The sequence below is a fragment of the Zhouia amylolytica genome (assembly GCF_900116365.1).
GTDB lineage: Bacteria > Bacteroidota > Bacteroidia > Flavobacteriales > Flavobacteriaceae > Zhouia > Zhouia amylolytica.
The window spans coordinates 326,888-349,327 of sequence record NZ_FPAG01000004.1; the positions used below are offsets into that span (position 1 = coordinate 326,888).

23 protein-coding genes are annotated in these 22,440 nt (G+C 38.6%); 6 read left to right on the forward strand and 17 right to left on the reverse strand.

The genetic code is table 11. From position 1 onward, the window contains the following. Positions 1-3: 3 nt before the first annotated feature. The 6 genes from BM361_RS08410 to BM361_RS08435 form a co-directional block, all read right to left on the reverse strand. Positions 4-909 carry an OmpA family protein gene (locus tag BM361_RS08410; protein ID WP_074978184.1) on the reverse strand — a complete coding sequence of 302 codons (906 nt, stop codon included), beginning with the start codon at positions 907-909 and terminating at the stop codon, positions 4-6. A gap of 139 nt (positions 910-1,048) precedes the next feature. Then, positions 1,049-2,602, reverse strand: a complete 1,554-nt coding sequence (amaB, locus tag BM361_RS08415) for an L-piperidine-6-carboxylate dehydrogenase (protein WP_074978186.1) — start codon at positions 2,600-2,602, stop codon at positions 1,049-1,051. A gap of 60 nt (positions 2,603-2,662) precedes the next feature. Beyond that, complete coding sequence (locus BM361_RS08420) at positions 2,663-3,205, reverse strand: 3-hydroxyanthranilate 3,4-dioxygenase (protein ID WP_074978188.1); 543 nt, start codon at positions 3,203-3,205, stop codon at positions 2,663-2,665. A 376-nt stretch (positions 3,206-3,581) separates the two neighbouring features. Next, positions 3,582-4,166 (reverse strand): nicotinate (nicotinamide) nucleotide adenylyltransferase, encoded by a 585-nt coding sequence (gene nadD, locus BM361_RS08425; RefSeq protein WP_038267225.1) that lies wholly within the window; start codon positions 4,164-4,166, stop codon positions 3,582-3,584. Next, entirely contained in the window at positions 4,159-4,749 is a 591-nt protein-coding gene (gmk, locus tag BM361_RS08430; protein WP_038267222.1) for a guanylate kinase, read from the reverse strand. Before gmk ends, nadD begins: the two co-directional genes overlap by 8 nt. Then, entirely contained in the window at positions 4,750-5,622 is an 873-nt protein-coding gene (locus BM361_RS08435) for a YicC/YloC family endoribonuclease (protein WP_038267219.1), read from the reverse strand. Positions 5,623-5,795: 173 nt separating this feature from the next. Between BM361_RS08435 and BM361_RS08440 the strand changes: the two genes are divergently transcribed. Next, entirely contained in the window at positions 5,796-6,653 is an 858-nt protein-coding gene (locus BM361_RS08440; protein WP_074978267.1) for an aminotransferase class IV, read from the forward strand. A 7-nt stretch (positions 6,654-6,660) separates the two neighbouring features. Here BM361_RS08440 and BM361_RS08445 read toward each other — a convergent pair whose 3' ends face one another. From BM361_RS08445 to BM361_RS08475, 7 genes are all read right to left on the reverse strand, one after another. Next, a complete protein-coding gene (locus BM361_RS08445; RefSeq protein ID WP_038267213.1) occupies positions 6,661-7,794 on the reverse strand; it encodes a DmpA family aminopeptidase in 1,134 nt (377 codons plus the stop codon). A gap of 63 nt (positions 7,795-7,857) precedes the next feature. Beyond that, positions 7,858-8,673 (reverse strand): 3-keto-disaccharide hydrolase, encoded by an 816-nt coding sequence (locus BM361_RS08450; protein WP_074978189.1) that lies wholly within the window; start codon positions 8,671-8,673, stop codon positions 7,858-7,860. A 3-nt stretch (positions 8,674-8,676) separates the two neighbouring features. Continuing rightward, entirely contained in the window at positions 8,677-9,417 is a 741-nt protein-coding gene (locus BM361_RS08455; RefSeq protein WP_074978191.1) for a 3-keto-disaccharide hydrolase, read from the reverse strand. A gap of 14 nt (positions 9,418-9,431) precedes the next feature. After that, on the reverse strand, positions 9,432-10,484 hold the full coding sequence (locus BM361_RS08460; protein ID WP_038267948.1) for a sugar phosphate isomerase/epimerase family protein: 1,053 nt from the start codon (positions 10,482-10,484) through the stop codon (positions 9,432-9,434). 10 nt (positions 10,485-10,494) lie between these two features. Then, entirely contained in the window at positions 10,495-11,637 is a 1,143-nt protein-coding gene (locus BM361_RS08465) for a Gfo/Idh/MocA family protein (protein ID WP_074978192.1), read from the reverse strand. Positions 11,638-11,640: 3 nt separating this feature from the next. Further along, positions 11,641-12,873, reverse strand: a complete 1,233-nt coding sequence (locus BM361_RS08470) for a nucleoside permease (protein WP_038267201.1) — start codon at positions 12,871-12,873, stop codon at positions 11,641-11,643. 27 nt (positions 12,874-12,900) lie between these two features. Then, positions 12,901-13,893 (reverse strand): sugar phosphate isomerase/epimerase family protein, encoded by a 993-nt coding sequence (locus BM361_RS08475; RefSeq protein ID WP_038267945.1) that lies wholly within the window; start codon positions 13,891-13,893, stop codon positions 12,901-12,903. 142 nt (positions 13,894-14,035) lie between these two features. Here BM361_RS08475 and BM361_RS08480 point away from each other — a divergent pair, with 142 nt between their 5' ends. The 4 genes from BM361_RS08480 to BM361_RS08495 all read left to right on the forward strand — a co-directional run bounded on the left by BM361_RS08480 (position 14,036) and on the right by BM361_RS08495 (position 19,076). Beyond that, the gene (locus BM361_RS08480; protein WP_038267198.1) at positions 14,036-15,751 is read left to right on the forward strand and encodes a GMC oxidoreductase; all 1,716 of its coding nucleotides are present in this window, start codon (positions 14,036-14,038) and stop codon (positions 15,749-15,751) included. A gap of 11 nt (positions 15,752-15,762) precedes the next feature. Further along, positions 15,763-16,335: a gluconate 2-dehydrogenase subunit 3 family protein gene (locus BM361_RS08485; protein ID WP_074978194.1), complete on the forward strand. Its 573-nt coding sequence runs from the start codon at positions 15,763-15,765 to the stop codon at positions 16,333-16,335. Between the two features lie 37 nt (positions 16,336-16,372). After that, positions 16,373-18,088 carry a GMC oxidoreductase gene (locus tag BM361_RS08490; protein WP_074978196.1) on the forward strand — a complete coding sequence of 572 codons (1,716 nt, stop codon included), beginning with the start codon at positions 16,373-16,375 and terminating at the stop codon, positions 18,086-18,088. 64 nt (positions 18,089-18,152) lie between these two features. Next, positions 18,153-19,076: a hydroxypyruvate isomerase family protein gene (locus BM361_RS08495; RefSeq protein WP_074978198.1), complete on the forward strand. Its 924-nt coding sequence runs from the start codon at positions 18,153-18,155 to the stop codon at positions 19,074-19,076. A gap of 49 nt (positions 19,077-19,125) precedes the next feature. Here the strand turns inward: BM361_RS08495 and BM361_RS08500 are convergent, their stop codons facing one another. Beyond that, positions 19,126-20,001, reverse strand: coding sequence for a 3-keto-disaccharide hydrolase (locus tag BM361_RS08500; protein ID WP_038267186.1), 876 nt, complete (start codon positions 19,999-20,001; stop codon positions 19,126-19,128). Positions 20,002-20,026: 25 nt separating this feature from the next. Continuing rightward, positions 20,027-20,551 carry an azurin gene (gene azu, locus BM361_RS08505; protein WP_038267183.1) on the reverse strand — a complete coding sequence of 175 codons (525 nt, stop codon included), beginning with the start codon at positions 20,549-20,551 and terminating at the stop codon, positions 20,027-20,029. 164 nt (positions 20,552-20,715) lie between these two features. On the opposite strand from azu, the gene BM361_RS08510 reads away from it, so the two are divergent. Then, positions 20,716-21,192, forward strand: a complete 477-nt coding sequence (locus BM361_RS08510; RefSeq protein WP_074978269.1) for an acyl-CoA thioesterase — start codon at positions 20,716-20,718, stop codon at positions 21,190-21,192. On the opposite strand, the gene BM361_RS08515 is transcribed toward BM361_RS08510, so the two are convergent. Next, positions 21,184-22,077, reverse strand: coding sequence for a DMT family transporter (locus tag BM361_RS08515; RefSeq protein ID WP_074978199.1), 894 nt, complete (start codon positions 22,075-22,077; stop codon positions 21,184-21,186). The two genes, BM361_RS08510 and BM361_RS08515, sit on opposite strands and share 9 nt — an antisense overlap. Before the next feature lie 2 nt (positions 22,078-22,079). After that, the gene (locus BM361_RS08520) at positions 22,080-22,433 is read right to left on the reverse strand and encodes an arsenate reductase family protein (RefSeq protein WP_074978201.1); all 354 of its coding nucleotides are present in this window, start codon (positions 22,431-22,433) and stop codon (positions 22,080-22,082) included. Positions 22,434-22,440 lie beyond the last annotated feature (7 nt).

Below are 22,440 nucleotides of genomic sequence, written 5' to 3' on the forward strand. Positions count from 1 at the left end.
TGTCTAGTTTTGTTTATTTATAGTTAATACTGTTCTTCTATTTTTTGCTTTACCTTCATCAGATGTGTTGTCTGCTATAGGTTCGGTTTCGCCTTTTGAGTCTGTGGTTATTTTGTCTGCCGGAATTCCGTGGGTCACAAAATAATCTTTCAGGAACTTTGCTCTTTTAAGCCCAAGTTCGTAATTGAACTCTTCGCTGCTGGTGTTATCAGTATGTCCTGTAATGTGACAAACAGCTCCAGATACTTTATCGAGATAGTCGGAGATATCAGCTACCTTATGACGTTGTTCGGCGCTGAGGTCGATTCGACTTTCTCCATATTCAAAATAAATAATTAAGGGATCGTTTTGAATTTTCTCGAGCAAAGCTTGAAGTGATTCTTCGTCGTGTTCACCAGTTGAAGTTATTTCGAATTCAACAGGTCCGTATAACATATCATTAAAGGTGGTAAGGTTTTCTTTTAATTCACCATTGGTAATGACCTGGTTTGATGGAACCCCATTGGATACAAAATAATTTTTGACATGTGTTGCTCTGGCAATACCCAAGTTTGGATAAGGTGATAAGTTTTCTTCGGAAGCCAGGTAAAGTCCGGTAATATGAATGTATTTAGTATTATGTGATGCTAAATAATTCCTTACGGAGTCTACGCCTTTTTGGACTCCTGTTGCTACCGGTGAAACAATATCAAAGCCGGAAGTTTTAAAGTTAAAATTATCTGGATTATTATAAGAGAAACTGCCATCGTTTTCTCGTATTTCCAGAGGATTAGTCGGAGCCTCAATTTCTTCTGAAATAGCAGGGATTTCTGCGGGAGAAGAAATATTGCAACAGTACAGCCAGTTTAAAATCATTCCAACGATGATGGTGAGGATGATTCCTAAAATGTAAAGTGTTTTTTTTGTCATGTTTGGTTTATTGAAATTAACTCTTCTTAAATTTAAGACAAATTTTAACAATAAACCACTGATATACAGATAAAAAGCAAGCCGATTCGATGAATCGAACCGGCTTGTGGCTTATAAAATGATTATAATTTATGCGATCTTAAAGATCAAACTTTATTCCTTGTGCTAATGGTAATTCTGTTGAGTAGTTTATGGTGTTGGTTTGACGACGCATGTAAACTTTCCAAGCGTCAGATCCACTTTCACGACCACCACCAGTTTCTTTTTCGCCACCAAAAGCTCCTCCAATTTCTGCGCCAGAGGTTCCAATGTTTACGTTGGCAATACCACAATCGGATCCGGAGTGGCTCAAGAATTGCTCGGCTTCACGTAGATTTGTGGTCATTATTGCAGAAGATAGCCCTTGTTTAACACCGTTTTGAAGTTCTAGTGCATTGGCAACATCTCCTGAATATTTCATTAGGTATAAAATGGGAGCAAAGGTTTCTTCCTGTACAATATCAAAATGATTTTGAGCTTCTGCAATGGCTGGTTTAACATAACAGCCACTTTCGTATCCTTCACCTTCAAGAACACCACCTTCAACCAGAATGTTTCCTCCTTCTTCAACAACTTTGTTCAGTGCATTTTGATAATTTTTAACGGCATCTTTATCTATAACCGGACCTACATGATTGTTTTCATCAAGAGGATTTCCGATACGCAATTGTTTGTAAGCATCTACCAGTTTCTTCTTAACAGTGTCGTAGATTGATTCGTGTATAATTAATCTTCTGGTAGAGGTGCATCGTTGTCCGGCGGTTCCGACAGCACCGAATACCGCACCAATAACAGTCATTTTCAGATCTGCATCCGGAGTCACTATAATGGCGTTGTTACCACCTAACTCCAATAAGGATTTACCCAGGCGTGCTCCAACTGCCTGCGCCACTATTTTTCCCATTCTTATCGAGCCAGTAGCAGATATCAAAGGAACTCTGTTATCATGAGTCATGAGCTCTCCAACTTTATAATCACCATTGATCAAACATGAGATACCTTCTGGCATATCATTTTCTTTTAGCACTTCAGCGATTAGGTTTTGGCATGCCACCCCTGTAAGAGGTGTTTTTTCCGAAGGCTTCCAAATACAAACATCACCACATACCCAAGCGAGAGCAGTGTTCCAGCTCCACACAGCTACCGGAAAATTAAAAGCGGATATTATACCTACAATTCCTAATGGATGATATTGTTCATACATTCTGTGCAATGGACGTTCAGAATGCATGGTAAGACCATGTAATTGACGAGATAATCCCAATGCAAAATCACATATATCAATCATTTCCTGTACCTCACCCAGGCCTTCCTGATAACTTTTTCCCATTTCATAAGAAACAAGTTTTCCCAAAGGCTCCTTGAATTCGCGAAGTTTATCGCCAAATTGACGTACAATATCACCTCGTTTTGGGGCAGGTAACATTCTCCACTCTTTAAAAGCTGCATGCGCAGTTTTTACAACATTCTCATAATCTTCTTTTGTGGTGGAGGTAACCTTTGCGATTAGTTGACCGTCTACCGGAGAGTTTGATTCTATTTCACTTCCATTAGAAAACCACTTAGAGCCTGTAGATGTACCGGCATTAAGTTCTTTAACGCCTAGGCTTTTCAGGGCTTCTTCAATACCAAAATCTGTAGCAACTATTGACATTTGTAACTTTTTTTAATGTTTTTGTTATAAATTTTCACGAATGTACAAATAATTAATTGCTTAATCATCATCTGCCGTAAATCGTTTGTCAACAGGCATTATGGTTCCGCAATTATTACAGGTTCGAAGGTCTTCCGAACTATAAAAATTCTTGAAATGAGGGAGGAAATCCTTTTCTATGTCTTTTAGTTCAAAATAAACGTCGTGTATTTTGTTATTGCAATTGTCGCAATACCAAAGTAGTCCGTCAGTGAAACCTTTTCCAGCTCTTTTCCGTTCGATAACAAGCCCTATTGAGCCTTCCTTTCGAACTGGCGAATGGGGTACTTTAGCGGGATGTAAATACATGTCGCCAGGACCTAATTCCATTGTTTTTTTTACTCCTTCTTCTTGTACATGCACCTCTATTTTCCCTTCAATCTGATAGAATAATTCTTCGGTCTCATTATAGTGATAATCTTTACGGGCGTTAGGTCCCGCAACAACCATTACAATATAATCTTCAGCTTCCTTGTAGAGGTTTTTGTTACCTACCGGAGGTTTCAGGAGATCTCTGTTTTCCTCAACCCACTTAAGTAAATTAAAAGGTTTTTTAGTGCTCATGAAATTTAAAGTTTAGTGTATAAAGTTACGGATTATTGAATAGACCATTATGGACTAAACAGGACAACACATTAGTTGAGAATACAGGACTGTTAGAAGTTCAGGTTTGTTATAGCAAATGTTGCCTTAAGGCAGTCAAGTTATCCATATCTGAAAATGATTTATTGTGTTGTAATACAGGTGGTTGTAGATATTGGGTAGTGGATTTTTCTTCTGTTAAAACAAACAGGATAATCCTGAAAAGGGCGAGAATCACGTTATCGAATTTTAATTTGTTATATGAACATGCCCCCCATCGAAAAAAGCGCGTCGCACGCATAGGATGTTAGCATTTTTTTATGTCGGATAGAAGTACCCTAATAGAAAGGGTTGAATTTTATTTGTAGAAATTCATGCTGTCAATGTACTCCCAGACTTTTTCTGAAAGCAACGGTCTTATGTTTTTACCCTCGGCGATACTCTTTCTGATAAATGATGCTGATATTTCCATGATCGGAGCATCTACATGGTGTATTTTAGGATGGTTTTTCAGGTCGTCCACTATATTGCCGGATGATATTCTGGGATAAACGTACAGATTATTTCTCTCGAGGATAACTTCGTAATTTTTCCATTTATGGAATCCTTTAATGTTGTCTTCACCCATGATCAGAGCGAATTGATTTTCTGGATATTTTTCTTCGAGATAGGCCAAGGTGTTTACCGTGTAATATGGAGGTTCCATTTTGAATTCTATATCAGAGGGCTTCAACTTTTCATAATCCTCAGTGGCCTTATATACCATTTCGAGACGATGATGGTTGTCAAGTAATGAAGATTTCTTTTTAAATGGACTTACAGGAGTGATTACAAACCACACCTCTTCCAGATCAGAAAACTCAACCATATGATTAGCGATGGCTAAGTGACCAATGTGGATAGGATTAAAGGTTCCAAAATACAGGCCTATTTTTTTATTCATTAACCTTCTTTTTTAGTCCAATAAAATCAGCTACCAGATCATAGGCTTCTTGTTTGGCCGTGTCAAGATCATAGTTTTTTATAATCGTGTCAAATTGAGGAGCTGTTGCCAATTCGACTGAAGCTTTGGCAATACGCATATTAATTTTGTCTTCGCTTTCTGTTTTGCGCTTTTTCAATCTGATCTTTAATTCGTCAATACTTGGGGGTTTTACAAAAACAGCTAGTGTTTCTTCCGGAAATTTTCGTTTGATTCGCAAACCACCTGCCACATCAATATCAAAAATCACGTTTTTGCCTTGTGCCCAAATACGTTCGACTTCCGTCTTAAGAGTGCCATAGAAATTATCTCTGTAGACTTCTTCCCATTCAACAAAATCACCATTCTTAATATGTTGTTTAAAGTTGTCTAGCGATAGAAAGTAATAATTGATTCCATCTTTTTCTTCACCTCTGGGCTGTCGTGTTGTCGCTGATATAGAGAATTCCAGATTTAATTCGGGATGTTCCAGTAAATGTTTAACAATAGTAGTTTTTCCACTGCCCGAAGGTGCAGAGAATATAATAAGCTTGCCGTTGGCCATTTAAAGTACGTTTAAAATTTGTTCTTTTATTTTTTCCAGTTCATCTTTCATTTGAACAACCAATTGCTGAACAGGGGCGTAATTGGCCTTAGAACCCATCGTGTTGATTTCTCTTCCAATTTCCTGACATATAAAGCCTAGTTTTCTTCCGTTAGAATCTTTAGATTTTAAAGTGCTGATGAAGTAGTCCAGGTGATTGGCCAGACGAACTTTCTCTTCGGTAATATCTAATTTTTCAAGATAGTAGATCAACTCTTGTTCAAAACGATTTTCGTCAACATTTTCTTTTAAGTCTGCGATGGCTTTTGTGAGTCGTTCTCTAACGGCATTTAAGCGCTCAGCATCAAGAGTCTCCACTTGAGAAAGGAGATCTTTTATATTATTGATTCTGATGTTAAATTCTTTTTCTAAAGCTTCCCCTTCTGAAGTTCTAAATTTGTTGATTTCTTTTAAGGCGTTATCAAGTGCTTCAGCGATCGCCTTGAATTCTTCCTCGTCAATTTCATCACGTTCCGTTTTCAGGGCATCGGGCAGGCGAACAGCCATTTTCATCAGCTCAATGTTGTTGTCAGATTCGGCTGCTTCCGGCGTAACTTCTTTAAGTTGCCTGATGTATTCTTTAACAACAGGGATATTAATCGCGGAAGAAGTTTCTTCCCCTGTAATCTCCACATACAATCCAAAATCAACCTTTCCTCGTTTTAAGGAAGAGGCTATAGTATTCCTTAATTCCATTTCCTTTTCTCGGTAAAGAGATGGTATACGGGCATTAAGGTCCAGGCCTTTACTGTTTAATGATTTTAGCTCTATGGTTATTTTTTTGCTGGGAAGCTGTATTACATTCTTCCCGTAACCTGTCATGGATTGTATCATGCTCTGATTTTAAAAGTTATGCAAAAGTACATTAAAATTTATGTCATTTAAAATTACATAAAATACAATAAAGAATATTTATTTGAAAGTAGGGTTGTTATATGCCTTTCAGGGATTTAATGTATGATCTTTTGCCAACTTAGCTTATTTTTGAGAAGTTTATGGATTACGTTATGAAAAAAACCTTTCCCGAAGTTGTGTATTTAAATGGTGAGTGGCTTAGGCAAGAGCATGCTACTATTTCTGTTTTTGACAGAGGGTTTATTTTCGGTGATGGACTTTATGAGGTTATTCCTTTTTACAGCGGAAAGTTTTTTTTAAAAGACGCACACTTAAATAGGTTAAGGTATGGGTTAAACCAGGTTCATATTGATTTTGATGTCAGTAGGCTAGAACCTGTATTAGAAGAAGCTGTTACTAAAGTTAAACTGGGAGAACAGGATGGGGCTGTATATATTCAGATTACTCGTGGAGTAGCACCCCGTACTCATTATTACCCGGAAAATGTGACGCCTACTATTTTGGTGTATGCCTTTCCTGTAGCGTTAAAAGGATTTGATAAGAGATTTGTGGATGTTTTAATTACCGAAGATTACAGATGGCATCGGTGTGATATTAAGGCCACCTCTTTAATAGCCAATGTAGCGATGAATGATGAAGCTATCAAAAACGGGTTTCACGAAACTATTTTACATAGACAGGGAGTAATAACAGAAGGGTCGCATTCTTCAATTTTCTTTGTAGTGAATAATGAAGTATACACTCATCCTGAAGGGCACTACATATTACCTGGTATTACTAGAAAGGCTGTTATTGATCTTTGTAAGAAATTAGATGTGGTAATACATGAAGATCCATTGAAAATTGATCAATTGTCGGAGGTTGATGAAGTTTTTTTGACAGGAACCACTACACAGATTTTAGGGGTCAAATCGATGATTATGAATGGTGAAGTGTGTTTTAAAAAGCAGGAAGCCGGGGAAATAACGAAGCGATTACAACATGCTTTTATCGCGTTAACTGCTCAATGACCATCTTTTAGTTTTTTATTACCTGGTGCTTTTTTAAAATCTTTAAAACTTTTGAAACAGGTAAGGCTTCAATAGTTCTACCATTTTTGCCGACCGTTGTTTTTGACTTAAATAATGCGTTTAAAATAGCTTCTTCTGTAGCTTCAATGGCGGCCATGAAAATAGGAGACATATGGTCGTTAGATACCGTTTGCCAAGTCATTAGTTGTGGGGTATTGTATGGAATTCGAACTTCTTCAGCGGTGGAAAATGCAATTACGTAATCGCCACTTCCGTTGGAAACAATCCCTCCGGTTTTGGCAATACCTAAGAATGCTCGTTTGGCCAGTCTATTCAAGTTTCTGTGGTCAAGAGGGGCATCCGTAGCGACGACAATCATGCAAGAGCCATCAACGTTGTTTAACAATTGATTGCTAAAGGCAAAATTACCTAGTTCTTTCCCTACATTTATTCCGGCAACCTGGAGAACCCCTCCAAAATTAGATTGAACGATAACACCTACAGTGTAGCCGCCCAGACTTTCGGGGAGTTTCCTTGAAGCAGTGCCAATACCGCCTTTGTACCCGAAAGAAACAGTTCCTGTGCCAGCTCCAATGCTGCCTTCCTGTACATTGGTTTCTGACGAATTTTCAATGGCGCTAAATATATCGTTTGTGGTGATGTGTTGCCCTCTAATGTCATTTAAATAACCATCGTTAGTTTCACCAACAATGGCATTCACCGACCTTACATCTTCATTCCCATCCTGGCGGAGTGTGTATTTAATGAGGGCATCCATGGCAGTGGCCACATTCAAAGTGTTTGTTAAAACGATTGGCGTTTCAATGTTTCCCAATTCATTAACCTGAGTACTTCCGGCTAATTTGCCAAAACCATTACCGACGAAAACCGCAGCGGGCACCTTTTGCTGGAAAATGTTTTCGCTGTGAGGTAATATTGCCGTTACCCCCGTTCTTATACTATCACCCAGGCATTTTGTGGTATGACCTACTTTTACTCCTGAAACATCTGTAATAGCGTTCAGTTCTCCTGTAGGAATGACACCTATTTCAATTCCATAATCTCTAAGCCGCTTTTGAGCATTGTTAGATGCAAAAATGAAGCTGCAGATGAAAAGCGCTATTAGTTTTTTTGAAATCATTTTTCACTGGTGATATAAAAAAGCCTTGAGTAGGTGGAATAATAGATAGGGTCGATTGATGCTTTATAGCTCCCGAATCCAAATATTCCTAAAGCTGACTCCGCTATGGTCCATATGGTCCTGAAGCTTTAAAGGGGCTTTACCATGTGGTTCGTTTTTTGGCCAGCCAATATATTCGGTAGTACCTTTTATGATTACGTGATCTTGTACCAAAACATTATTGTGTAAAACGGTTACTGTAGCCGAACGTGTTTTATTCCCTTCACTGTCGAATTGTGGTGCTCTGTAGATTACATCATAGGTTTGCCACTCTCCCGAAGGCTTACTTGCATTGACCAAAGGGATGTGTTGCTTATAAATAGCTGCTGCCTGTCCGTTTACATAAGTTTTATTTTGGTAGGTGTCCAAAACCTGTATTTCATATCTGTTTTGGAGAAAAATACCGCTATTTCCTCTACTTTGATTGGTTGCCTCGGATTCTGCCGGGTTTTTCCATTCTATATGGAGTTGAATATCTCCAAATTTTTGTTTTGTTTGAATGTTTCCTGCACCATTTTTAACAGTCATGCTGCCATTGTTGTTCAGTATCCAATCAGCGGTTTTAGTGGTGTCTTTACTGCTAACCCAGGCATTTAAATCTGATCCATCAAAAAGGATGACGGCGTCTGATGGAACACCGTTATTTCCGGTTGGATCTACTTTTGGTGGGATTGGCTCCCATATTTCAGTTTCTTCAGGTTTGGTAGGTTCCTTTTCTTTAATAGAGTCCTTTTCTACAACTTCATTAATTGCTATAGAAGTGGAGTTTTCTTTTTTGTTTTTGCATCCCGTCAAAAGAACTATGGTTAAGATGGTGGCAGCTATATTTCTTAAAACCATGGCTTAAAGAGGTTTTATTTTTATGTTTCTGTACCAAACTTTGTCGCCATGATCCTGTAGGCCAATATGTCCTGTTTGGTATTTTCCAAAGCCTTCCCATCCTTTGAATTTAGAATTTTCAACCATTTCATCCCATTTCGGACCGTGTACCGGAAAAGTAACAATTTCAGTACCATTAAGGGTGATGCTGCCAGCATTTGTTTCGTGGTTTATCTTTAAAACACAAGTGTTCCACTCGCCTGCCGGTTTTACCACTTTTTCTGAAGGAGCTATCATATCGTAGAGTGATCCTGCCTGATGGGTGGTTCCGTTTTTGGCGTCTGGATGACGTTCATCATCTAACACTTGAATTTCCGGACCAGTTTGATAGGCTTCCGGGAATTTTGGATCTTCATAAACACCCCAAAAAATGCCACTGTTTCCTCCTTCAGATATTTTCCATTCCAGAGATAATTCGAAGTTCTTGAATTTTTCTTTGGTTATAATGTTGTTTCCTCCATTTTTTCCGGGAGTAAATACCATGGCCTTATCTTCGATGGACCATTGTGATGGCATTTCTTCTTTAAGGTATCCTCTCCATGCATCAAAGGAGGAGCCATCAAATAAGGTAATCCAACCATTGTTTTGGATGTCTGTATTCATAGCTGCTGTTTTTTCAGGAGCTTCTTTGTTTTCTTTTGCCTCTTTTTGTTTGCACCCGATTACCGTCAGGCAGGCAAAAATGATGTAAGCTAGCTTCTTCATTTTGTTAATTAGTTTTAGAGTCCTAAGATATTCTTCAAAGTTTTTTGATCTATTTCTGCTCCTGCAAAATCATCAAATGCCTTTTCAGTGGCTTCAATAATATGCCTCTGAATAAAAGGGGCGCCTTCTCTGGCTCCTTGTTCCGGACTTTTAATGCAACATTCCCATTCCATTACTGCCCATACATCGCAGCCGTATTGTGTAAGTTTAGAAAAGATTTTTTTAAAATCCACCTGTCCATCACCAAGAGATCTGTAACGGCCTGCTCGCTCACTCCAATTATTGTATCCACCAAATGCTCCTTTTTTACCTGTTGGATTGAATTCGGAATCCTTAACATGAAATGACTTAATAAATTCATGGTAGTGATCGATATACTCAATATAGTCCAATTGTTGTAGTACAAAATGCGAAGGGTCATAAAGGATGTTAACACGTTTGTGATTTCCTGTAGCTTCCAGAAATCGTTCAAAGGTGTCACCATCGTGAATATCTTCTCCCGGGTGAACTTCATAGCACACATCTACTCCATTTTCATCAAAAACGTTTAAGATCGGGAGCCATCTTTTTGCAAGTTCTTCAAAGCCCATTTCTACAAGACCGGGCGGTCTTTGTGGCCATGGGTGAAAGGTATGCCATAACAGAGCTCCTGAAAATGTAGCATGTGCATTAAGTCCGAGTCGTTTACTTGCAATAGCAGCTTTTTTAACGGTATCCACGGCCCATTCCGTTCTGGCTTTTGGATTGCCTTTTAAGGCTTCCGGAGCGAAATTATCAAACATGAGATCATAGGCAGGATGAACAGCAACCAGTTGTCCTTGCAAGTGGGTCGATAACTCTGTTATTTCAAGTCCGTAGGAATTTATTTTACCTTTTAATTCGTCGCAATAAGTTTGACTCTCGGAAGCTAAGTCCAGATCAATAAGGAAGTTTTCCCAGGTAGGGATTTGTATTCCTTTATACCCCAGGTCTGAAGCCCATTTACACATACCATCCAGGCTGTTGAAAGGAGCTTTATTGTCTACAAACTGAGCTAAGAATACTGCTGGTCCTTTTATCGTTTTCATATAATCAGTTTTAAAGTTTTGTCCAGGCTGTATTATTTTTATCACTATGAACTGAGGCATGAATAAATCTAACCCCTCTTACACCATCAGAAACTGAAGGGTAATCTGGTTGTTCGATGTTTTTTCCAGCGAGCACATTATTGAGGTGAATTGCAAAATTTTTGTAAATGGTAGCGAAAGCTTCTAAATACCCTTCCGGATGACCGGCTGGTATCCTTGATGTTTTAATGGCTTCCGGATAAAGGTCATTGCCATTAGGAGTGAATACTTTTTTAGGCTGATCGATCCAACGCGTAATTAGCTGGTTTGGATTTTCCTGATGCCATTCGATGCTTCCTTTTTCTCCATAAACGCGGATCGCTAAATTATTTTCTTCGCCAACGGCTATTTGTGAAAAAGACATGGTTCCTTTCGCTCCATTTTCCATGCGCAATAGAATATTGCCGTCATCATCTAAAACTCGTCCTTCACCAAACCTGCCCAGGTCGGCTGCGAGTTCAGTAATCTTTAAGTTTGTAATGTATTCCACAAGGTTTTCTGCGTGGGTGCCAATATCACCCAAGGCACCGCCTACCCCTGATTTCTTTGGGTCAACTCTCCAGGAGGCTTGTTTGTTATCTGTTTTTTCCACCTGCGTAGCCATCCAGCCTTGAAGGTATTGTACTTGAATCTTTCTGATACCTCCCAAATCACCATTTTTAACCATGGCCTTGGCTTGTTTTACCATGGGGTGTCCGGTATAATTATGGGTTAGCGCAAAGAGGAGTCCGGTTTCATGAACTATTTTTTCTAGTTCTTCAGCCTCAGTTATAGTAAGCGTCATTGGTTTGTCGCAAACCACATGGAATCCATTTTCTAAAGCCATTTTAGCCGGTTCGAAATGCATATGATTAGGAGTGACAATAGCTACGAAGTCCATGCGCTGATCTTCCGGAAGTTCCTTTTCTTTCCGGATCATTTCTTCATAGCTCCCATAGCATCTTTCTTCAGGTAAAAGCAGGGCTTTCCCCGATTGCTTTGATTTTTCCGAAGAACTACTGAAGGCGCCACATACAAGTTCTATAATTCCATCAATTGAGGCTGCTTTACGATGTACGTCTCCTATAAAAGATCCAATGCCACCACCGATCATCCCCATTCTAATTTTTCTCATATTTTACTGTTTGTATTCTACTTTTTCATTTTTAAAGAAGATAATGAATAAGATTAAAACACCCAAGGCAAAGAATGCCGGATATGTCCAGATTGAATTCCAATCATGAGTGCCGTCAGACAACAAGAAATGATCTGAAATGTTACCTGCCACCCAGAATCCAATGAGCATTCCCACTCCATAGGTTGCCAGCGTGATCAATCCTTGAGCTGCACTTTTATATTTTTCTCCAGCTTTCGAGTCTGTATAGATTTGTCCGGAAACAAAGAAAAAGTCGTAGCAAATTCCGTGTAAGGCAATCCCTATTAACAGCATGAAAGCAAGTTCTCCGGCATCTCCATAAGCAAATAGTAAGTACCTGATTGTCCAGGCAAGCATTCCAACCAAGAGGGTCATTTTAATTCCGAATCTTTTAAAGAACACAGGCAGTAATAGCATGAAAAGCACTTCAGAGGCCTGTCCTAATGTCATTTTACCGGTTGGGTTTTCCATTCCAACCTCGGCTAAAAACGGATTGGCATTCTGGTAATAGAAGGCCAAAGGAATACATATGAGTACTGATGACATAAAGAATATTAAAAAGTTTTTACTCTTAAGCAGACTTAAAGCTTCCAGCCCCAGAATTTCAGATATGGTGGGTTTTTCTCCAGACGATTTCGCTCTCGGAGGTGTTTTTGGTAAGGTGAAACTAAAGAGTCCTAAGAAGGCTGATGCAGCGGCAGTCATTATAAAGGTATTCTTCAATAAGCCTTGTTCAATACCTTCGGAAGAATCCCAATTAAAGACGAAGCTTATTGTAAGTCCGGCGATAATCCATCCCAAAGTTCCAAAAACTCTCACTAAAGGAAATTCTTTGGCCGGGTCTTTCATTTGGTTAAATGATACAGAATTAACCAGGGCCAGGGTAGGCATATATAATATCATATAGCCTAAAACATAGGGATAAAAAATACTGAAGTCGGCGGCATTTGCCATTTGATACATTAAAATAGCTCCTATTAAGTGCAATAAGCCCAGGATTCGCTCAGCATTAAAAAACCGGTCTGCTATCAGGCCAATAATAAAAGGCGCTATTATAGCACCCCATGATTGTGTTGAAAAAGCCATTGCTGTCTCTGCGCCTGTTGCATTGAGGTTATTTCCCAGAAAAGTACCCAGTGAAACAAACCACCCTCCCCAGATAAAAAATTCGAGGAACATCATCAGGGAAAGTTGAAATTGTATTTTTTTGTTCATTTTAAAAAGTAGTTTTGATTCGTGTTATTATGCCAATGCAGATCCAATTCGAATAAGAAGATCTCTTGTAGCTTTGATGCCGTCTTCTTCACTCAATCTGCCACCTTCGTATTCTACACCAATAAATCCACTATATCCTGAATCTTTAACTAATTGTAATGCTTTTTGGTAATCGATTGTTGTTTCATTTCCTTCGGCATCAAAGTCATAAGACTTGGCACTAACCCCTTTTGCATAAGGAAGCAGTTCTTTAAGGCCTGTATAACGATCGTATTCGTCAACACATTCGCCATTTTCTTTTTTAATGCAAAAGTTTCCAAAATCTGGAAGCGTTCCGCAATTATCCATGTCGACAGTTTTCATAACTTCAGAGAGGTATTGTCCGTTTGACGAAAAACCGCCGTGATTTTCTACAATGATATTTAAATTTTGCTGAGCGGCATATTCTGAGAGTTTAGCAAGCGATTCTGCAGAGAAATTTTTCCAGCCCTCTAACTCTGAATTTCCATGTAAGTTGACTCTCATGCTGTGACATCCCAAAGCGGCAGAAGCATCTGCCCACAATTGATGGCTTTCAATCGCTTTTTTTCTCATTGCGCTGTCGCCAGATGCCAGGCTTCCGATATCTCCTGGTAGGTCTACCATCATAATTAAGTTCTCGACATTATTGTCTTTACTTCGCTTATTTAATTCGGTAGTTAATTTATTAACAGATAAGGCTAAATTTGTGTTTTTGTCTAACTCCTTATTGTAAAGATGATTTACGTACTCCAGTCCTGCAAATCCCCACTCACTTGCTTTTGCAGCAAAATTCATTGGATCTAGTTCATTGTTGTGAATCATCTTGTGAACTGACCACTGCGCTAATGATAATTTAAAGAATGGATCCTTAGGATCTTCAATGGTAACGGTGTTTTCTGGCTCTTTTTTCTTTTTATTATCGGCGCAAGAGGTTATTCCAAGTACAGATAAAGCTAAACCAAACTGACTTGTGTTCTTTATAAAAATTCTTCTTTTCATAAGGGATAGATTTTTAACCGAATAATCGGAAATTAGATATGTAAGGTGTTGTTTAGTTGTGAATTTGTTAAAATAATTATCCAACTAATGTAAAAAATTAATTTATATATTTGGAAGGCATCGAATTTTTAAAACAAAAAATATGAGTATTTTTCATTATAACACACCTCAGGAATCTTACGACGCTATAGTGGTAGGGACAGGAATTTCTGGCGGTTGGGCGGCTAAAGAACTCTGTGAGAAAGGGTTGAAGACTCTTGTACTTGAAAGAGGCCGTGACCTTAAGCACGTGAAGGATTATCCTACAGCAAATAAAGATCCGTGGGATTTTGAACATGGAGGAAGGGCTACCAGGGAAATGATAGAAAGAAAACCTAAACAAAACCGTACTGGTTATGTTGTTAGTGAAGCGTCGGATCATTTGTTTGTTAATGATCATAAACACCCATATAATGAAGATAGGCGCTTTGATTGGATAAGAGGTTACCATGTAGGAGGAAGATCTCTTATGTGGGGAAGACAGAGTTATAGATTAAGTGAAATAGATTTTGAAGCCAACCTTAAAGATGGTATTGGTGTAGATTGGCCTGTAAGATATAAAGATATAGCACCCTGGTATGATCATGTTGAGCGTTTTATCGGAGTGAGTGGAGAAAACCTTGGGCTGAAGCAATTGCCTGATGGGCAATTCCTGAAAGCTATGGAGCTTAATTGTGTTGAAAAGCATTTAAAATCTTCTATTGCTGAAAAGTTTAGCGACCGTTTATTAACCATCGGAAGGGTTGCACATATTACTGAAGGAACAAAGCCAGGAACGAGAAGTTCATGTCAATATAGAAATCGTTGCATCCGTGGCTGTCCTTTTGGGGGTTACTTTAGTAGTAATTCTTCAACTTTACCTGTAGCTGAAGCAACAGGTAATATGACATTACGCCCAAACTCAATTGTTCATGAGGTTATTTATGATGAACAGAAGGGAAAAGCAACTGGGGTGCGTGTAATTGATTCTGAAACTAAGGAGACTTATGAGTTTAAAGCTAAGGTGATATTCTTGTGTGCTTCTGCTATTGCTTCTTCATCAATTTTACTGCAGTCTAAATCAAATCGATTTCCTGAAGGATTTGGGAACGATAGTGGAGAGCTAGGACATAACTTAATGGATCACCACTTCAGAGTTGGAGCAAGAGGAAAAATTGATGGCTTTGAAGACAAGTATTATAAAGGAAGAAGGCCAAATGGAATATATATCCCAAGATTTAGGAATATAGGCGGGGATACTGATCGTAAGGATTTTCTTCGTGGATATGGTTATCAGGGTGGAGCCGGAAGAGCAGGTTATGATGGTGGTTATGTCAGTGAGCTTCATTATGGAAAGGAACTGAAAGAAGCTATTCTTCATCCGGGAGGATGGAGTATGGGAATGACTGCATTTGGAGAAACACTTCCTGATCATAAGAATAGAATGTATCTGGACTATGATAAAAAAGATGAATGGGGATTACCAACAGTAACTTTTGATGCGGACTTTGGTGAGAATGAATTGGCGATGCGTAAAGATATGAAGCAACAAGCCGTTGAGATGTTAGAAGCAGGGGGCTTTAAGGATATCAGTACTTATGATGATATAGGAGGAATGGGGCTTGGTATCCATGAAATGGGAACTGCCAGAATGGGGAATGATCCTAAAACATCTGTATTGAATGGGTTTAATCAGGTTCATGCTGCCAAAAATGTGTTTGTAACGGATGGGTCTTTTATGACTTCCTCCGGATGTCAAAACCCTTCATTAACTTATATGGCATTTACAGCAAGAGCTGTAGATCATGCAGTTAAGGAATTAAAAAAACAAAATATTTAATACCAGATCAAATGGATAGAAGAAAAGCACTTAGAAATATAGGATTAACTACCGGGTTTGTAGTTGCCACTCCATCATTGTTGAGTTTATTGCAAAGTTGCCAATCTGAAGTGGAGAACTGGCAGCCAGAATTTTTAACGGTAGAACAAGGTATTGTTTTAAAGGGATTGGTGGATACCATTTTGCCGAAAACAGACTTGCCATCGGCATCTGAGGTAAATGTACCTCAGTTTATTGATGTTATTTTTAAAGATGTCATCAGTGTGAAAGAACAGGAGCAGAAGCAGAAGGCGATGGATGCTCTGATTGCAATCATTAAGTCTAAATATGCTCAAGATTTAAATAAGGTAAAAGAATCGGAGTATAAAGAAATTTTAGACGCCTATCTTTCTAAAGCTGAAAGAACAGGGGAAGAGAAGGGAATTGCTCAATTACTGGGTAATATAAAATGGATGACCATTAACGCTTATAGAAATAGTGAACTAATTGGTGAGACTGTTTTGGCCTATGATCCTGTTCCGGGACAATATTTAGGTTGCGAAAATTTACAAGATCTTACCGGAGGTAAATCTTGGTCTTTATAAAGGTACATCAGCATAAACCACCAATTCAGAATCTTTAATGAAAACATTCTATTATAGCACCCCATTGCAGGAATATGATGCCATTGTAGTTGGTACGGGTATATCAGGTGGATGGGCGGCAAAGGAGCTCTGTGAAAAGGGCTTGAAGACCTTGGTTTTGGAACGGGGACGAATGGTAAAGCATTTGGAAGATTATCCAACGGCCAATATGGATCCGTGGGACTTTGAACATGGAGGTAAGATTACCAGAGAAATAAGGAGTAAAACCGCTGTACAAAACAGGACCGGAGGTTGGGTGAATGAAACCAATCATCATTTTTTTGTTGATGACACGAAACATCCATACAACGAGGAGAGACGATTTGACTGGATTCGTGGTTATCAGGTTGGAGGGAGATCCTTGATATGGGGAAGACAGAGTTATCGTTTAAGTGATATAGATTTTGAAGCTAACCTCAAAGAAGGAATTGCAGTAGATTGGCCGGTAAGGTATAAAGATATAGCGCCCTGGTATGATCATGTTGAGCGTTTTATAGGGGTGAGTGGTGAAAAACTTGGTTTAAAACAATTGCCGGACGGCCGATTTTTAAAGCCGATGCAACTCAATTGCGTTGAAAAGCATTTGAAAGAATCCTTAGGGAATTCTTATAGTGATAGAACCTTAACCATAGGGCGTACAGCTCATATAACTGAAGGTACAAAACCAGGATTGAGGAGTACTTGTCAGTATAGGAGCCGCTGTGGTAGAGGTTGTCCTTTTGGGGGATATTTTAGCAGTAATTCTTCAACATTGCCGGTGGCAGACGCTACGGGGAATATGACCTTGAGGCCGAATTCAATTGTTCATGAGGTGATTTACGATGAGCAGAAAGGTAAGGCAACAGGTGTTCGTGTTATTGATAGGGAAACCAAAGAGACTGTTGAGTATAGGGCTAAGCTGATATTTTTATGCGCGTCTTCAATGGCCTCAACTTCAATATTACTACAATCTAAGTCAAGTCGCTTTCCTGAAGGTTTAGGGAATGATAGTGGAGAATTAGGGCATAATATAATGGATCATCATTATAGAATTGGAGCTTCCGGTAAAATTGACGGTTTTGAGGATATGTATTACAAGGGTAAGAGACCGAATGGAATTTATATTCCAAGATTCAGAAATCTAGGAGGTAAAACTGACCGGAAAGAATTTCTTCGAGGATATGGTTATCAAGGGGGAGCGGGAAGAGCAGGTTATGATGGAGGTTTTGTTGCAGAGCTTCATTATGGTAAGAAGCTTAAAGAAGCTATACTTAAACCCGGAGGATGGAGTATGGGGCTTACCGGTTTTGGAGAAACTTTACCTGATCATAAGAATAGAATGTATTTGGATTATGATACAAAAGATTCCTGGGGTTTACCTACTATTACCTTTGATGCAGAATTCGGAGCAAATGAATTAGCTATGCGAAAAGACATGAAGCAGCAAGCTGCTGAAATGTTGGAGGCAGGAGGATTCAAGGATGTTAGTACTTATGATGATATCGGTGGAATTGGTTTGGGGATCCATGAAATGGGAACCGCCAGAATGGGAAGGAACCCAGAAACTTCAGTTTTAAATAAATTTAATCAAGTACATGCGGCTAAAAATGTATTTGTGACAGACGGTTCTTTTATGACATCTTCTGGTTGTCAAAACCCATCTTTAACCTATATGGCGTTTACTGCCAGAGCCGCCAACCACGCAGTTGAGGAACTTAAAAAGCGAAACCTGTAAACGTTACGGTTTTTTGTTTTAGCGTTGCTTGTCAATTGTTTAATGCATCCAAAAATATCAATAAATGAAGAGAAGAAAATTTATACAAAACACGGCCTTATCGACACTAGGAGCTTCTATGATAACTTCAGAGGCTTTATCGTTTAATAAAGAGGACCGTAAGAAAAATATGAATGCATTTAATTTAAAGTATGCCCCTCATTTGGGGATGTTCAGAAATCATGCCGGTTCTGGGGAGGTTGCTCAGTTAGAATTTATGGCGAGTCAGGGTTTTAAGGCTTTTGAAGATAATGGAATGAAGAATAGAAGCCTTGACATTCAGAAACAGATGGCGGGCACCATGGAAAAATACAATATGCAAATGGGGGTGTTTGTAGCTCATAAAATATATTGGGATAAGCCAAATCTGGCCAGCGGTGACGCGACTTTTAGAGATGAATTTTTAAATGATATCAAGGAGTCGGTAGAAGTGGCTAAACGAGTGAATGCCAAATGGATGACTGTGGTGCCGGGTTATGTAGACCTAAGGAAAAATGAAGCTTATCAAACTGCTAATGTGGTGGAGTCTTTAAAGAGGGCCGCAGAAATCTTAGAGCCACATAATCTGGTTATGGTATTGGAGCCACTTAACTTCAGGGATCATCCAGGGATGTTCTTAAGTGAGTCTCCGCAAGCTTACGAAATATGTAAAGCTGTAGATTCTCCTTCTTGTAAAATATTGTTTGATATCTACCATCAACAGATTACTGAAGGAAATTTAATCCCAAATATTGATGCTTGCTGGGATGAAATTGCCTATTTTCAAATAGGTGATAATCCTGGTAGAAAAGAGCCAACAACAGGAGAGATTAATTATAAAAATGTGTTCAAGCATATCAACTCAAGAGGATTTGAAGGAATTCTGGGGATGGAGCATGGAAATTCTAAACCTGGTAAAGAGGGTGAAGAGTCACTGATTAAAGCCTATAAAGAGGTTGATAGTTTTTAGTGAGTCCTTATTACAATTTAAATAAAAAAAGTCGATCATAGATCGACTTTTATTTTGCTTCTTCTTTTAAAATGGTTTCAATGGTAGTTTCCAGAAGGGGCTTGTCGTTATAAATAGGTTCCAAATCAATTATTTCAACTTTTCTGAACTCTATTGGATGACTTTCACTTTGAAGAGAAATGTATCCTTGGGTCAGTGCCTTTCCTTCAATTTGAACTCCTTCGGAGGTTTCATTCACCATACCTCCACCAATTTGAGGTTTTGTATATTCCATAACTACTTTATCGCCTGTATAATGTTGGACCAAGGAATCCTTTAATACTAAGAATCCTGCTCTTACCCATTGATCACCATGATAGGTTTTTGATGTTGAGCTGATACAGTGAGGGGTGAATAAGGTGTCTTTGATGAACACGTTAGTGCCCGGAGTGCATAGATTAAGAGTGGTTCTTTCATTTTCTCCATCCCCCCCTAGAAATTGTGCTTCAATGCTTATTGGGAAATTTTGATTAACGGTCATGGTTTTTGGGTCCTGACCGTGGAGCATCACCCCGCTATTTCTCCAGGCCCAACCCTCTCCTTCCTGAGCTTGTTCGCCAACAAAGCGATATTCTACTGCTAAGAAGTATGCAGAAAAGGGTTGATTGTAAAAGATATGACCATATTGTTGATCGAATGCACCATATTGGTCATAACGAACGACCATTTTACCGTCTTCTATACGGAAAGTCTCTCCGAAGTTTTCCCCCAATTCATGTTTAGATATTTTAGGGGTCCAGCCTGAGAGATCTTTACCATTGAACAATTGCTCCCAGTTGAGTGTTACGGTTGTTTTTGATTCTTGTTTTACTTCCTTTTTCTCGTTTTTACACGATGTAATAACAGAGAATAGTATGAGTGTACTTAATAAAAGGCTTTTATTCATAAGTTTTGGTTGGTTTTGTAGCGTGTTATTCTACTATAAATTTACCCTGCATCATAGCATAGTGTCCAGGGAAGCTGCATAAGAACTGGTATGTTCCTTTTTCAGGAGCTTCAAACTCTATGATGTCAGTCTCACCACCACCAAGGATTTTTGTGTGGGCCAATACATCATTTTCAGAACCTTCAGGAATGTATTCGGTGTCTTTTGCAGTAGCAGCCTTGGTTGCAAAATCAACGAGGTCTACACCTTGAGCAAGTAATACAAAATTATGTCCCATTACATTTTTATCAAGCTTACCGATGTGTTTTAAAGTCAGTTTAACCTTATCGCCAGCTTTCACCTTAATTTCTTTAAGGTTAAACTTCATCATATCGTCTCCGGTGATAACAACTTCGCTAACCCCATCTTCCTTTTTTGTTTGGGTGGTTGATTCAGTTTTTTTGCTTCCTTCTTCATATTGAAAGCCGTCTTTTTTCTTTTCTTCCTTACCTCCACAACTAATTAGCAGGCCGGTAAAAGCAACTACGAGTGCTCTATTAAATAATTTCATGATGTGTAATTTTAGTTTCTCGCTAAGATAAGTAATAGAATAGTTTTTTGCCCCTAGACACTACCAAATTATAATAGAATTTTGTTTAAAATTTAAGAATCGATCTATTTGAATTAACGATGAAATAGTGGTAGTTTTGCTATGCACGCATAATAATAAAAATGATGTATACGAAAGAATTTGAAATTAGATGGAATGACATAGATGCAAACAGGCACCTTGCCAATCAAGCTTATATAGCTTATGCTGCGCATACAAGAATGTCTTTTTTAATTGAGCATGGGTTTAATCAACAATTGTTGCAAGAAAAAAATATTGGACCTGTAGTATTCTATGAACATATTTATTATTTCAAAGAAGTTTTTGCAGGGAAGCCTGTTAAGGTCTCTCTGGAGTTAACCGGATTAAGTGATGATGCCAAGTTCTTTGCTTTCAGGCATAATTATTATGATCACAAAGGGCGAAATTTTGCCAGCTGTGAAATGATGGGGGGGTGGATTGATTTAAAGTCCAGAACCTTGATAGGTTTGGAACCGGAAATACGATCACTGTTTGATATGGCTCACAAGGCTGAAGATTTCAAGGAGCTTACCAAAGAGGATACCAGAAAATTTAATAAAAAGCCTAAAGATCTAAACTGATTTTTCGGTTTTTTTGGTTACCAGATAAACGCCTGTGAAGATCATCGCGGCAGTGGCAACTTTCATTAAATTTAGTTGGTCTGCACCTACAACTACCGCAAACAGAATTCCTATTAGTGGCTGTAGGTATATAAAAGCTCCGATGGTTGATGCTTTCAGTGTTTTTATAGCAAAAATATTAAGTAAATAGGTGGCAAATGTTGTTCCTAATACGACATATATAATCTTTAAAACAATATCAACAGGTAATTCTTGCCATTGGACCTGGGAGAACTCAACGTAACTAATTGGAAAATTAATGAATACGGCAATTAAAAAGAGCCATTTCATTAATGTAAAAGCGTGATACTTATTTGTAAGTGGCTTTACCAGTATCAAATAAAGTCCGTATGAGGTTGCGTTAATCACAAACAACAAGTTGCCCAATGGGATGTTCGGGGCGTTTTCTGCAGTAGTATTATCGTATAAAATGAGACCGGCAGTACCCGCAAAACCTAGTAGAATTCCGAATGCTCTGAGCCAACTAAGCTTTTCACCTATCAACAAGGCTGATAGTACAAAAACCAGTATCGGGGTTACTGTAATAATCAGGGAGCTGTGTATGGGAGTGGAGAGACTTAAACCTTTAAAAAACACTTGCATGTTAATAACCATTCCAAGAATTGCACAACCAATAATTCTAGGCCAATCGGATTTAGCTATTTTTTCTTTAGGCCCCCAAAAGCTTATACCCCAAAACAGGATGGCTGCACCAAGTACTCTAATCAATATAAATCCATAAGGCTGTACATAGGTTGGCATCACTCCTTTCGCAAGTGTATGATTAATACCATAGATGGCAGAGGCAATAAAGGCGGCAATTAATGCAAGAATTCTTTTATTCATAACTAAGGATGCAGAGCTTTATAAGTAGCTTCCGTTACTTTTTTACTATTTCCAACAAAGATTTGTTTGTCAACTATAATTACGGGTCTTTTAAGAAAGGTGTAGTGTTCCAGTATTAAAGATTTATAATCATCTTCACTTAATTCCATGTCTTTCAATCCACGTCCTTTATAAAGCCTAGCTCTTTTACTAAACAAAGATTCGTACGACCCGGATAATGATTTCATTTCTTCTACCTGTTCATTAGTTATAACTTCCTTTTTAATGTCTTGCATTATAGTGTCTTCGGGAAGATTTAACTCTTTAATGATTCGTTTGCAAGTGTCGCAAGTGCTGAGGTAGTATATTTTTGTCATGAAAATT